Origin of the sequence: Flagellimonas marina (assembly GCF_042651185.1) — a bacterium.
Classification (GTDB): Bacteria; Bacteroidota; Bacteroidia; order Flavobacteriales; family Flavobacteriaceae; genus Flagellimonas; species Flagellimonas marina.
In genome coordinates this window covers 1-14,034 of record NZ_JBHSCL010000011.1, presented here as the reverse complement: position 1 = coordinate 14,034, position 14,034 = coordinate 1, and the positions used below count along the sequence as shown (strand labels likewise).

Below are 14,034 nucleotides of genomic sequence, written 5' to 3'. Positions count from 1 at the left end.
ATGAAGCTTTTGGATAAAAACATGAATTGGGCGATAGAACCAGGAGAGTTTGAAGTATTGGTTGGTTCTAGTTCAACCGGTCTACAGGCGAAGACAAGTCTTATACTGGAACAGGCTAATTAATAATCTGATATGAATAAACCTATACATCTAATAAAGAGACAAAATAAATAGCAAACATATGGTAGATTGGAAGAAATTTATGCTTACGAGCCTGGGCTTAGCAATGCTCGTTCCCTTACGCGCTGAGGTAACACTCCCTGCGATTTTTGGTTGCAATATGGTCTTGCAACGCAATAGCGATGTGGCTATTTGGGGCAAAACGGAAGCAAAAAGCGAGATAATCGTAATTACTTCATGGAATAGTCAATCCTATAAAACGAAATCTGACAAAACAGGAAACTGGAAAATCAAAGTGGCAACGCCCGATGCTGGTGGGCCTTATACGGTCAAAATTTCAGATGGACAGGAGTTGACATTGGACAACGTTTTAATAGGAGAAGTATGGGTCTGCTCGGGCCAGTCAAATATGGAATGGACAATCAAAAAAATGGGTAATAGGCTCCCTCAAGGATTAAATGATATTTTGCTAAAATCAAATAATCCATCCATTCGCTTGTTCCATGTAAAACAAGGGAAGAGCCTGAGTCCCAAATATGATTTAGATGGCAAATGGGAAGTGGCGAATGCCGTTTCTGTTTCCAACTTCAGTGCGACCGGATACTATTTCGGCAAACTTTTGTACGAAACTCTTGGGGTTCCCATTGGGCTTATTTCCTCCAATTGGGGTGGTACCCGCATCCAAGCATGGATTGATGAAGAAGGGTTAGAGTCTTTTGATCCGACCATGTTGGATGATAAGAAGGATAAGCAAGACGGGTTCTACAACAACACTACATCCTGCCTATTTAATGCAATGATTAACCCTATGTTGAATTATGGAATCCAGGGTGTTATATGGTACCAGGGCGAACGCAATCGTAGGGAGCCGGAAATCTATGATGATCTGATGGTGCTCATGTTGGAAAGGTGGAGAGCGTTATGGGGAATAGGGGAGTTTCCTTTTTACTATTGCCAGTTGGCACCTTATAATTATCATGATGAAATAGAGCCTGACCTCAACTCAGCCTATATAAGAGAAGCGCAGTACAAGGCCTCAAAAAGAATCCCAAATTCAGGAATGGTATCACTATTGGATACCGGGGAGGAAAATGATATTCATCCATTGAACAAGGTTCAGGCTGGAAGTAGACTGGCCTATTTTGCATTGAAGGAAACATATGGGGTCGAAGGTATTGTCAGTCGTGGACCAGAACCTGAGGAGATGACGATTGAGGGGTCTAAAGTCAAGCTGACCTTCATCAATGATAATGGTGGGCTTACTAATTATGGGAAGGGTTATAATCTATTTGAAATAGCAGGGGCCGATAAAAAGTTCTACCCGGCAACAGTCAAATATAACCCGGGACAAAAGGCATTGATTGTTTTTAGTCCAGTGGTGAAAAATCCTGTAGCGGTTAGGTATGGCTTTAAAGATTTTGTGGTTGGCGACCTATATAATTGCTATGGTATACCGGCACCCTCTTTTAGAACAGATGACTGGGTGGAAGAGAATTAAGAATTAATACCATTAACCTTTGAGAAATTAAAATATGAAGTTTATAAGTTTTCTTGCCATAGTTTTCTTGGTTGCGTGTGGACCAAAAATGCCTAATAAAAAGGAATTCTTCACCTCTGGGTTCAAGGCGATGGAAGTATCAGATTCTACTGCACTTATCTGGACCAGACTATATGGTCAAGCTACACCTAATCCCATTATACATAAAAAGACCGATACCCATCCGAGTTACCCGATTGATTTTAATGAAGAAATGGCTCTTGATTCGGTAGATGGAGGGGTTTTTGGCGCAGAAGGAGAAGTTAGATTCACTTTAACCAATGGATACGAAAGCAAGGTATCACCATGGATAAAAGTAACAGAGGAGGATGATTTTACGGCAAGCCATGAATTCAGTTCATTAAAACCAGATACCCAATATGAGGTAACCGTTGAATCAAAAGGGTCTGGACACAAAGTCGATGGGTATTTCAGAACGGCTCCCATAAAAACAGCTGAAAAATCTATTCACTTCACTACTTCTACCTGTCAATTTTTCTGGAGCTATGATGATAGTCTGCGTGGATTCAAAGTTTATGATGCCATGAATAGAATGAATCCCGATTTTTTTGTTCAGACAGGAGATTATGTGTACTACGATCGAAAGGGGCCCATGGCAAAGGATATTCCAAAAGCTCGTCACAAGTGGCATGCCATGGACTCATGGCCCTCATTGGTTGATTTTCATCTTAAAGCACCCATGTACATGATTAAGGATGACCATGATCTTTTGCAAGACGATATCAGCGATAAGAATAAAGCTTATGGTAAATTAAGTTGGAGTGATGGTTTAAAAATATGGAAGGAAAATGCCCCGTTGAGAGGTGAACCTTACCGAACATTTCAATGGGGAAAAGACCTGCAAATCTGGTTGGTGGAGGGACGGGAATTCAGATGTGAGAACAACATGGACGATGGCCCGGAAAAAACGATTCTGGGTACACCACAGAGATTGTGGTTAGAGCAGACGCTAAAGGAGTCGGATGCTACATTTAAAATCTTATTTTCTGCTACACCCATCGTTGGACCAGATAGCGATAGGAAAAAGGACAACCATGCCAATAAGAGTTTTAAAACCGAAGGGGATTGGATGCGGGGAATGCTCTCACAAATAGACAATGTCTATATCATCAATGGAGATCGTCACTGGCAGTATCATTCAGTTGATTCTGCAACACAGGTCAATGAATTTGGCTCTGGTCCGGTAAGTAACTCACATTCTCAAGGCTGGGATCAGGATGATGTGAGACCACAGCACCGTTTTTTGAGGGTGAATGGTGGTTTCTTAGGAGTGAAAATAACCAGACAGTCCAGTCGGCCCGAAATTGAATTTACCCATTACAATGTGGATGGAAAAGAGGTTTACTCAGCCAAATTTCAGGCAAAAGGCCATCTCTCTAAATAAACGATTGGCGAAACGTTAAGATTTTGACAACATACATAGAAGGGCAAAGTATGGAAAGAAAATCTTAATATACCTTAAATTAGCTAATACGGGGTTCCTAATTTTAAAAAAAACCTTATTAAACTGAGAGCCATTATGAACAATATCAGTTTGATAATTAACCCATTAAACTGTATATAGGGGTATGCCTTGGCATCAGTGCAAGACTTGGCTTATGAACGTTTCAATCCTGGTATATGACAGCACATAAAGGATCAGAATCCCTATCTTTATTTTGGACCGTCTTTATAGAATCGTATACCATAGTAACCTGTTACCATAAAGCATAGAGCTGGGAGCATAAATGAGAAATTTACCTCAGGCACTCCAAAAATCTTTATGTCCGTATAGCCTTTGCCACCCATGTCCAATATCAAACCTTGCAGTGTTGGCATCAAAGCGCCACCAACAATGGCCATGACTAAAAATGCCGATCCAAATTTTGCGTCCTCACCTTGGCCTTCAAGTGCCATTCCATATATTGTAGGAAACATTATCGACATAAAGAAAGAGATGCCCACCAACGCGAACAGCCCTACATGGCCGGGAACAAAGATGGTGGTCAATGTGCATAGCAGGGCACCCATTGAAAAGTAAAGCATTAACTTTCCACTGTTTATATATTTGAGCAGTACGGTACCTATCCAGCGGCCTATGAGAAAGACCACCAAGGCACCAATTCCATAGTTGACCGCGGATTGGTTATCTATACCAATGGACTCCGCATATTGGTACAAGTAGGTCCAACACATAATTTGGGCGCCCACATAAAATGCCTGGGCAATGACCCCTCCTATAAATTTTTTGGAACGAAAGAGCCTTTTTATGGAGCCATTGATCGATACTCTGCCTTCTGTTTTGTTTTGAGGCATTTTAAGGCTAAAAATCAGAATAAAGAAGACAATGACCACCAAACCAAGCAGTACGTACGGGTTTCTAATGACTTGAAGGTCCGCAGTTCTTATTACAGCCTTGGCGCCTTCATTCAGTGTTTCGTATATGGAAGCTCCCGATTCGTCCAAATCATCGGATTGCAAGGTTCCCAAAATAAAATTCTGTGCAACGATTAACCCTCCCAATGCCCCAATTGGGTTAAAGGCCTGTGCCAGATTTAGACGTTGCGTGGCCGTCTTTTCGCCTCCCATGGAAAGGATGTAGGGATTTGCCGTGGTCTCCAAAAATGCGAGTCCGAAGGTCAAAATGTAAAGGGCGGCCAAAAAGAACCCAAAAGCTTCGAAGGCCGCGGCCGGATAAAAGAGTAGGGCCCCCGTTGCATATAAAGCGAGCCCCAATAGAATTCCTTTTTTGTAGGAGTACCGGTTTATAAAAATGGCCGCTGGCAAGGCCATGGTGAAATAACCGCCATAAAAAGCCAACTGTACCAGTGATGCTTGAAAATTATCCAGTTCCAGCACCTTTTTGAAGGCAGATACCATGGGGTTGGTAATATCATTGGCAAATCCCCATAACGCAAAAAGTGAGGTAATGAGAATAAAGGGTACCACAATTGCTTTTGCTACTATTGGTGTGCTTTTGGAATTCATGTCATAGGTCTAATAAGGTTAAATTTCAGTGAGAAGTGCACGATCCAAGTGTATGTAGCCACCATCTACAGTAATAAACTGTCCTGTAGTGTGTGAAGATTTTTCAGAAATGACAAAGAGGCAGGTATCCGCTATTTCGTGGGGGGTCGTCATCCTGTTTTCCAAGGGAATTTTTTTTACAATGGATTTTAATTTTTCCTCCCCATTGTCCAATGCTTTTATCCAATTGTCATACGCCGGGGTCCAACTTTCAGCAATAATGATGGCGTTGCACCGTATGCCTTCCATGATCAGGTCCACGGCCCATTCCCTGGTCAAGCCTAGAACACCTCCCTTGGCAGCGGCATATCCTGAGGTTTTCCCTTGTCCGGTCAGCGCCACTTTTGACCCAATGTTCAAAATATTTCCCTTTGCTTTTTTGATGTAGGGCAAGCTGTATTTGGTCATGGCATAAAAGCTGACCAGGTTTAACTTCAATGAGTGCATGAAGTCTTCGATTGGTGCATCCAATCCTACTCCATCATTTACCCCCACATTGTTGATCAATGCATCGATACGTCCATATTTATCCCCTATTTTTTTTACTGCTGTCTCAATCTGGGACATTTCTGTGAGATCGGTCTTAATAAAAAGGGAGTCAATCCCCTTGTCCTGAAGTTCTTTTTCATATTCATAGCCGCGGGCGTTGCGGCAAACAATAACAGGTACGGCCCCTTCATTGGCCAAGGTGTCCACAATGGTTTGTCCAATGCTGCCCCGGATTCCCGCCGCACCTGTAACCACTACAATTTTGTCCTTTAGATTTAAATCCATGATCTATAAATTATAAAATGCAAGGGCATTGTTGCCCATAATATTTTCTTGTTCTGATGTAGTCAAATCCGCAATGGCATCCGTCACCAATTGCTTGACTTGTTGGTATGTTCCCGCCACCAAACATACAGGCCAGTCGGAGCCGTACATGATCCTATTGCTTCCAAATGCTTCCAGCACATGCTCCAAATAGGGATTGATTTGTTCAGCGGTCCACTTCACATAATCGGCTTCCGTAACCATACCGGACATTTTGCAATACACGTTTTCATGCTTTGCTATTTCCCGCATCAAAACCGACCATCCCTCGAAGTGGCCATCCTTTATGTAGGGTTTGGCCAAGTGGTCAATCACAAATTTTTGGTTTGGGAATTTTTTTACAAATTCCAGTACGGCTCCCAGTTGGTAAGGAAACACTAGGATGTCATAGGTGTATCCATATTTTTCCAAAAACGAGATGCCCCTCCCAAAATTGGGACGAAGCAAGAAATTGTGATCGGCTTCCCCTTGGACCACGTGCCGCCATCCTTTTAAATAGGGGTCTTCGTGGTATTTTTCCAATTCTTTTTCCACCGATGGGCCTCTGAGGTCAACCCAACCCACAACACCTTTGATGAAATCATGCGCTTTGGCCAAATCCAATAAGAAATTGGTTTCGGACAGGGTTTGGTCAGCTTGGATGGCCAAGCAACCATGAATACCATTTTCTTGGTACACTTTTTTTAAATCATCCGGTAGAAAATCACGACGGATCATGGCCATATTGTCATCAATCCAGTCATGTTTAGTGGAATCATAGTACCAAAAGTGTTGATGTGAGTCGATGGTCATATATTATAGCTTTTGAAGACTGTTTTTCACCCCGTTTTGCTCAATATTAAAAATCACATGGGCCACATAATCGGCCAAGCCATTGTATCGGGTCAAATCTTTATTGAAAATATTTCGATTTGAGAGTATGGTATGCACCATTTCAGGGAGTGTGCCATTTCCATAGGTCACGGTATTCCATTCATTCTTGAAAAATAAGAGGGTATCCTTATCATCATTCAGTGCAATTTCTTTCCCACCAAATTCACCCTTATAAAACCGGATCAGGCAAGCCAAGGAAAATGCAATATGTTTCGGAAAAGTTCCTTGTTGGGTGCAATATGCTTCAAACACGGGCAACAACCTTGTTTTGAATTTGGAAATACTGTTCAACGAAATGCTCAAAAGAAAATGTTTCAATGTCGGATTTTTGAACCGATCCAAAACAGTGTCGATATAGTTTTCCACTTGATCTTTTGAAAAATCCTCCAATGTGGGTCCAATTTCTTCCAATAGGAGACCACGTATAAAATTGAACACCATTTTATCGTCCATACAATCCTTTACCGTGTACAGTCCTGCTATATAACCTACAGGAACCATTGCCGTATGTGCACCGTTTAGTATGTGCACCTTTAATTTTCTAAAAGGAGTAAGATTCTCAACGAATTGGACGTTAAGGTCTGTTTTAGAAATGGGCAGTTCTTTTTTTACAATGGGAGGGGCTTCGATTATCCAACTATGGTATAATTCACCTGCCACCAGTAATGAATCTTGAAATCCCGTTCTTGTCAGGATATCTTGTGCCCTGTCCTGGGGGTATCCTGATACGATGCGGTCTACCAAGGTGTTGCAAAAGAAATTGTTTGTGTCCAACCAAGTTTGAAAATCAGCACCAAGATTCCAAAGGGTGACATATTTTAAAATATTCTGGAGCAATACGTTTCCATTATTTTCAATTAGTTCACAGGGCAATAGGATACAGCCCTTGTCGCCATCTCCTTCAAAATGTAGAAAACGGTGGTAGAGCCACCGGGTCAATTTAGCTGGAAATTCACTGGGTGGATTGTCCAAAAAACTGTCCTTATCGGAATATGCAATTCCCGCCTCTGTGGTATTGGAGATGATGAAACGGATTTCGGGTTGTTCTGCAGTGGCCAAAAAAGTTTCCCATTGATCATAAGCGTGTATTATTTTACTTATACATGTAATCAATGAGATCTCTGAAACCATATGTCCATCCTCAATGCCATCGATGACGGCATGGAACAAGCCATCTTGGATCCTTAATGCAGTGTAGTCCCCACCTTGTGTGGGCTTTACAACGATGACATTGCCATCAAAATCCGTTTTCCTGTTCAAAATATCGATCATCCAGTTGGAGAAGGCGCGCAAAAAATTGCCTGCACCAAATTGTAGCACCCGTTCGGGGTGGTGCACGGGACTATTTGCTGTTGTTCTGTTCAAGCGCTCCATGGATAATGTGTCGATCATAATGAAACCCCTCTTTTCCAGGGAATAAAATCATGTTGTCCCTTTAATTCTGCCTTTACGGTAATTGTACCACTGGCCACTTCAATAATATGATCCAATAGTTTTTCACCCATACTTTCAATACTGTCCCCACCATTGATAACGGTTCCTGCATTGACATCGATGATATCGTTCATCCTTTCAAAAAGAGTTGTGTTGCTGGAAACTTTGATGACCGGTGCAACAGGATTTCCGGTCGGAGTTCCCAAACCGGTCGTAAATACAATGACATTGCAACCGGAGCCTGCCAACCCAGTTGTGCTTTCCACATCATTGCCCGGGGTACATAACAAATTCAGCCCGGGACGGGTGACCTTTTCACCATAATCCAAGACATCCGTTATGGGAGAACTGCCTCCTTTTTTTGCCGCACCAGCAGATTTTATGGCATCTGTTATAAGGCCGTCCTTAATATTTCCCGGGGAGGGGTTGCTCTCAAAACCCGATCCAACCGCTGTGGCTTTTTGGGAATAAGCATCCATCAATTGGGAAAATTTTCTGCCTAATGCACCTGTTTTACTTCTATTGATGAGTTCTTGTTCAACTCCATTCAATTCGGGAAATTCCGCAAGCACCGTGGTGCCCCCCAAAGCCACTAAAAGGTCGGAAGCGTATCCTAAGGAAGGATTTGCTGAAATGCCCGAAAATCCATCGGATCCGCCACATTCAAGCCCTAGGACCAATTTGTTTAAGGGAGCTGGTTTTCTTGTGGCTTGGTTGGCTTGGGCCAAACCTACGAAAGTGTGTTTTATCGCTTCTTCAATCAACTTTTGTTGGCTTCCACTTTTCTGTTGCTCAATAAAATACAATGGCTTTGAAAATTTGGGATCCTTTTCTTGTATGGCCTCTTTTAATATACTTATTTGAGCATGTTGACAGCCCAAACTCAGTATAGTGGCCCCAGCGACATTGGCATGTACAATATAGCCAGCCAATAATCTGCAGAGCATTTCGGAATCTTGGCGAGTACCTCCGCACCCCCCATCGTGTCTTAGGAATTTGATGCCATCAATATTTTGGAAAACCCTATTTTCAGTCATTTCTTCATAGGAAGAAATAATGGGGGTGTCGTATATTTCCTCATCTGAGGCACCTGATCTATATTTGTTGATCAAAGAGTTCACATCAACCGCAAAGTCTTTCTTGGCACCGTAACCCAAGCTCTTGACCAGTAGTCCTTCAAGAATGTCAATGTTTCTGTTTTCGCAAAATACCAAGGGGATAACCAACCAATTGTTTGAAGTGCCAACACTACCATCTTTACGATGGTACCCCATAAAGGTTTTGTCTTTGTATTTTGAGATATCAGGGGGCGTCCAGTGGTATTTTTCCTTTGAACTCCCATAGGCGGCCGAAGCATGTTTTACGTTATCCACGGTAATTCCACAGCCTTTTTTTATGGGTCCAGTGGCGTTTCCTACCAAAACCCCATACATAATGATCTCATCTCCCGAATCAAAATCCTTCAGGGCAAACTTGTGCTTTGCCTTAATATGTTCCTGTATGTGGATATTGGTACTGTCCATTTCAATGGACAGCCCCTCTTCCAAATCCGTTAGGGCAACAACAATGTTATCTTTTTGGTCTACTTTAATGTACCGTGGCATATATATTATATTAATCCATCTATTTTAGCCTTGCACCACAAAACAATTTTGCACGAAGCCGGAACTCATTTTTTAAAAATCAATGGTTGCTTTCATAACGCCATAATCTGAATCCAACCACTTGTCAAAATGCGCTATCATTTCTTTAAAACCGACATTGTGGGTAATGAATGAATCGGTGGGAAACTTCTTCTGTTTCAGGATCCCCAAAACATACTCAAAGTCCTCCAAAGTTGCATTCCTGCTACACATCAATGTTGTTTCCTTTGCATGTATTTTTGGGTGTGAAAATACAAGTTCACCCTTTGATAATCCCACAAGGATGTATTTTCCGCCATGGGCCATGTAATTGACCCCTGCTTCAATGGCCGTTTTGTTTCCCGTGGCATCAAAGACGACGCTGGCCATATCCCCATGGGTGGTTTTTGCAACTTTTTCCTGTACATCTTCGGTGGCTAGAATGGTAAAGTCAACCCCTAACTTATTTTTGGCATAGTCAAGTCTACGCTTGTCAACATCCATTGAGATTACCTTGGCACCTCTTATTTGTGCCATTTTAACGATTGCTATCCCAATGGGACCGCATCCCATGACCACCACCACATCGTTTTGACCAAGCCCTGCCCGTCTGATGGCATGTGCTCCTATGGCCAAGGGCTCTACTATGGACATTTCTTCAATGCTAAGTCCGTTGGCTGGTAAGAGAAGTTCTTCGGGCACCGTTATCTTTTCTTGCATGCCCCCATCCGTGTGAACTCCCAAAACTTTGATTCTGGAACAGCAATTTGTTTTTCCTTTTCTACAGGCGATACATTTTCCGCAGCTAACATAGGGCATTACCACTACAGAATCACCCACTTTGATGTCGCTATGGTCATCAATTTGTTCCACTTCACCGGCCAGTTCATGCCCCAAGATTCTGGGGTATGTAAAAAAAGCCTGATTCCCAGAATATGCGTGCAAATCTGTTCCGCAAACCCCTACTTTTTTTATTTTTAGCAGAACCTCACCTTTTTTCCTCAACGGTTCCTTTTTTTCCAAAAGCTTTAACTTTCCGGGCTTCTCACAAATAATGTATTTCATATCCCTTGCTTAATAAGTGTTTGCATCTGTTTGTTCCTCCAAATCATCTCTTAAAAGTCAACATTTTCAAATTCTATCATTGGGTTTGGTCATTATCGATTGTTGTTAGATTCTCTTTTTGCATATAAGCGATATATCTAGCCTGACCTTAGTATTCTTTAGGGTCTGCTCAGGACATACATCATAATATTCGAGTACCCCCCATTCGAATATTTGAAAGCCCTTCAATTCATTAGCAATGTGGTTCACTTTTCTTTTTTAGGCGCCGGAACAAAGGATATTCGTTCCGGCACCAATCAAAAAAAACTAAACTAAACTAACTCAAATAAAACATACTGTTTGTATTACTATTCCTTGTGCAGCATCTATTTCTTTTGCATATTGTCAACAAGGTTTGTTAATTCCGGAGCACTCCAATTTGAAGTTGGGTACATAACATTTTCCTATTCTGCTTCGTTCAGGATTAATTTTTTGTATTGTTTTATATAATCTGAAGGAGTCCTTCCGGTAATTTTTTTAAATTGTCTGTTGAAATTGGAGATATTGTTATATCCAGATTCATAGGAGACCCTCGATATATTGTAATTATATTCGTTCAACAATTTACATGCATATCCGATTCTCACCTCATTGACATATTCGTTAAAAGTTTTTCCATTGACCCTTTTAAACGAACGGCTAAAGGCAGATGCACTCATATGTGCAATGGATGCAACTTCTTCCAAACTAATGTTACCTTTATTAAAGTTTTTAAAGATATATTCATGGGTTTTGCTCATTTTTTTATTGTTCCCTTCCCTAAATATGTTGAGATACCCTTTGCTTGACAGTTGAGTGATGTCCTTGTGGTTGGTCAAATCATTTAGGATATTCAGGAACGACATTAGTTTTTCAAAGCCATTTAAGGCAACAAGCGATTCAATTTTTGCGATCAACTCCTTTTCAGGAGCATTGAATTTCAAACCATATCTGGATTTTTCAATAAGTGCCTTAATGTGTCTAAGTTCTTTAGAATCACAAAAATCCTTGCCCATGAAGTCCTTTCTAAAATGAATCGCTATGGCCTCAGCCTGAAGATTCTTGGAATTTGAAAAATACTTGTCGTCGTTTAACCACATATGTGGAAGTTTCTCCCCGATGAGTATAACATCCCCTTCTTGAAATCGTTCAATGCTATCACCAACAAATCGAGTCCCTTTGCTCTTTACAATTAAGGATAGCTCCAATTCAGGGTGATAATGCCATATCCTCAAAAAATAAGGGAAAACATGGTGCTTAACACTGAACGAATTATCTGAGGTATTGCTCCTGTCTAAGTAATGAAGTTTCATTTCTAAGGCTGTGATTCTACTAAAAACTCAAGAAATATGAACAATATTAACTGATTAATAAATAATAAAGTGAAAAATGTCAAAAAAGTATCATATTTAGCTGAATATTTGGAAGAACACCTTCCAGACGTGAACCATCTTTGTAAAAGAAATTTCTGTTTGGAGAAAAAAACTGATTTTGATGTTAATTTGAATAAAAAGAATTGGTTGGGATATTAAGTAAATCGACATATGCAAAAGTATGTGAATGCGTACCTGTGTAGCTTGTCACTTGGTATAACTGACCACGACGCTAATTTTACTTGTAATGGATATACAGTTGGTTTTTTATCCATAAAGAACACGGGAGGTGCCATCGAAGGAGTAAAAAGCTATGCTTTTCCTTACAGGTTGGAACAAGCCCATTGTTAACAAGTTATAATCAAATAAAAAAATGAAAAGAAGATACTGCACAGCTTATGTTTAAGGATGGTAGGGATTTTAGCAATATTTCATTAATGTAGTATTGGATGATGGTTAAGATTTTGATTTAAATGATAAAGAATACCAACTTAATGGAAGATAGAATAAAAGAGAGCTTGAAAAAGGCAGAAGTCACATATGACCTGGAGGTTTCCTCCCCCGGGAGGGTGAATTTGATCGGGGAGCACACGGACTACAATGACGGTTTCGTTCTACCGGCGGCCATTGACAAACGTATTTTCATGAGATTTAGGGCCAATGGCAGCAGGACCAGGTGCACCGTTAAGAGCAAGGGCTTTGACAGTGTCCTGGTGGTGGACCTTTCAAAAATGGACAGGGGCACCGAGGGTTGGCACAATTATGTACTGGGCGTTCTGGATGAGATTCAGTTGCTCACAGCGGGCCTAAGGGGGTTTGACTGTGAGATGGAGACGGACATACCCGTGGGATCCGGGGTAAGCTCCTCAGCGGCCCTGGAATGTGGTCTGGCCTTTGGCCTGAACGAGCTTTTCGGTCTGGGACTGGACCGCTGGCAGATGATCAAACTGGGGCAAAGGGCGGAACATAACTTTGTGGGCACCCAATGTGGGATCATGGACCAGTTTTCCTCCGTTATGGGACGAAAGGACCATTCCATGTTACTGGATTGCCGATCGCTCGATTTCGAGTACATTCCCACCCATATGGCCCCCTATGTGATCTTGATGCTCAACACCAACGTAAAACACAATCTTTCCACCAGCGCTTACAATGACAGGAAGCAGGAGAGCTCTTCGGGCCTCAAGATCGTGGCCGAGCGCCATGGCGTCCCCAATTCGTTCAGGGAGATAACCTTGGACATGGTCAACGGGTGCAGGGAAGATCTTGGCGAGCTGCGCTACAGGAGGTGCAGTTATGTGCTTGAGGAGAACCAAAGGGTCCTGGAGGCGGTGGAGTGCCTGAAGAACAATGATCTGACCAGTTTGGGGAAGCTTTTGTACGAGTCGCACCGGGGACAGAGGGAAAAGTACGAGATCAGTTGTCCCGAGCTTGATTTTTTGGTGGATTTCTCAAGGGATTGGGAAGAAGTGCTCGGCGCCCGGATGGTCGGTGGCGGTTTCGGGGGGTGCACACTGAACATCGTCCACAGGGATGCCGTCGACAGTTTTGTGGATGCGGCAAGCGAGGCCTACAAAAAGAAGTTTTCCATTGGACTGTCCCCGTTCCAGACCGTTCCCAGTGAAGGGACCGCAATAATCAATGGACATGGCTGAAGACCGATTGAACCAAGTACCGCACCGTAGATACAACATCCTTACCGGGGAGTGGGTACTGGTGTCGCCCCACCGTACCAAACGGCCCTGGCAGGGCAAACAGGAGAAGTTGCCTGCCTTGGACAAACCATCGTACGACAAAGAATGTTATCTGTGCCCGGGAAACCATAGGGCCAGTGGGCAGACCAATCCCGATTATAAGGACGTGTTCAGTTTTGCCAATGATTTTTCGGCATTGCTGCCAGATACGCCCAAGGAGGTATATAACCAAGGGCTTTTATTGGGAAAGAGCGAGACCGGCATATGCAAGGTGGTCTGTTTCTCGCCGGATCACTCGCTGACCCTTCCGCTGATGGAAGTTACGGCCATAGAAAAAGTGGTCTCCCTGTGGCAGAAGGAATACACGGAACTGGGCGCGCGCACGGATATAGGCCACGTACAGATCTTTGAGAACAAGGGGACCATCATGGGATGCAGCAATCCCCACCCACATGGAC

General features: G+C 42.4%; 12 protein-coding genes. 5 read left to right on the top strand and 7 right to left on the bottom strand.

All coding sequences use genetic code 11. From position 1 onward, the window contains the following. The 3 genes from ACFOWS_RS17940 to ACFOWS_RS17930 all read left to right on the top strand — a co-directional run bounded on the left by ACFOWS_RS17940 (position 1) and on the right by ACFOWS_RS17930 (position 3,062). Positions 1–123: a hypothetical protein gene (locus ACFOWS_RS17940; protein WP_379767656.1), complete on the top strand. Its 123-nt coding sequence runs from the start codon at positions 1–3 to the stop codon at positions 121–123. Between the two features lie 58 nt (positions 124–181). Beyond that, positions 182–1,618 carry a sialate O-acetylesterase gene (locus ACFOWS_RS17935; protein ID WP_379767653.1) on the top strand — a complete coding sequence of 479 codons (1,437 nt, stop codon included), beginning with the start codon at positions 182–184 and terminating at the stop codon, positions 1,616–1,618. Between the two features lie 88 nt (positions 1,619–1,706). Continuing rightward, positions 1,707–3,062 (top strand): alkaline phosphatase D family protein, encoded by a 1,356-nt coding sequence (locus ACFOWS_RS17930; protein WP_379767650.1) that lies wholly within the window; start codon positions 1,707–1,709, stop codon positions 3,060–3,062. 269 nt (positions 3,063–3,331) lie between these two features. On the opposite strand, the gene fucP is transcribed toward ACFOWS_RS17930, so the two are convergent. The 7 genes from fucP to ACFOWS_RS17895 all read right to left on the bottom strand — a co-directional run bounded on the left by fucP (position 3,332) and on the right by ACFOWS_RS17895 (position 11,822). Beyond that, complete coding sequence (gene fucP / locus ACFOWS_RS17925) at positions 3,332–4,645, bottom strand: L-fucose:H+ symporter permease (RefSeq protein ID WP_379767647.1); 1,314 nt, start codon at positions 4,643–4,645, stop codon at positions 3,332–3,334. Positions 4,646–4,663: 18 nt separating this feature from the next. Then, the gene (locus ACFOWS_RS17920; RefSeq protein ID WP_379767644.1) at positions 4,664–5,458 is read right to left on the bottom strand and encodes an SDR family oxidoreductase; all 795 of its coding nucleotides are present in this window, start codon (positions 5,456–5,458) and stop codon (positions 4,664–4,666) included. A gap of 3 nt (positions 5,459–5,461) precedes the next feature. Next, positions 5,462–6,289 carry an amidohydrolase family protein gene (locus ACFOWS_RS17915; protein ID WP_379767641.1) on the bottom strand — a complete coding sequence of 276 codons (828 nt, stop codon included), beginning with the start codon at positions 6,287–6,289 and terminating at the stop codon, positions 5,462–5,464. Between the two features lie 3 nt (positions 6,290–6,292). After that, positions 6,293–7,762, bottom strand: a complete 1,470-nt coding sequence (locus ACFOWS_RS17910) for a tagaturonate reductase (protein ID WP_379767638.1) — start codon at positions 7,760–7,762, stop codon at positions 6,293–6,295. Continuing rightward, complete coding sequence (locus ACFOWS_RS17905) at positions 7,759–9,408, bottom strand: UxaA family hydrolase (protein WP_379767635.1); 1,650 nt, start codon at positions 9,406–9,408, stop codon at positions 7,759–7,761. Before ACFOWS_RS17905 ends, ACFOWS_RS17910 begins: the two co-directional genes overlap by 4 nt. 72 nt (positions 9,409–9,480) lie before the next feature. Beyond that, entirely contained in the window at positions 9,481–10,491 is a 1,011-nt protein-coding gene (locus tag ACFOWS_RS17900) for a zinc-binding alcohol dehydrogenase family protein (RefSeq protein WP_379767632.1), read from the bottom strand. A gap of 443 nt (positions 10,492–10,934) precedes the next feature. Then, positions 10,935–11,822 (bottom strand): AraC family transcriptional regulator, encoded by an 888-nt coding sequence (locus ACFOWS_RS17895; protein WP_379767629.1) that lies wholly within the window; start codon positions 11,820–11,822, stop codon positions 10,935–10,937. Between the two features lie 554 nt (positions 11,823–12,376). Between ACFOWS_RS17895 and galK the strand changes: the two genes are divergently transcribed. Beyond that, positions 12,377–13,537 (top strand): galactokinase, encoded by a 1,161-nt coding sequence (galK, locus tag ACFOWS_RS17890; protein ID WP_379767627.1) that lies wholly within the window; start codon positions 12,377–12,379, stop codon positions 13,535–13,537. Then, the coding region (gene galT / locus ACFOWS_RS17885) for a galactose-1-phosphate uridylyltransferase (protein WP_379767625.1) at positions 13,530–14,034 on the top strand (505 nt) is incomplete at its 3' end. The genes galK and galT, both read left to right, overlap by 8 nt.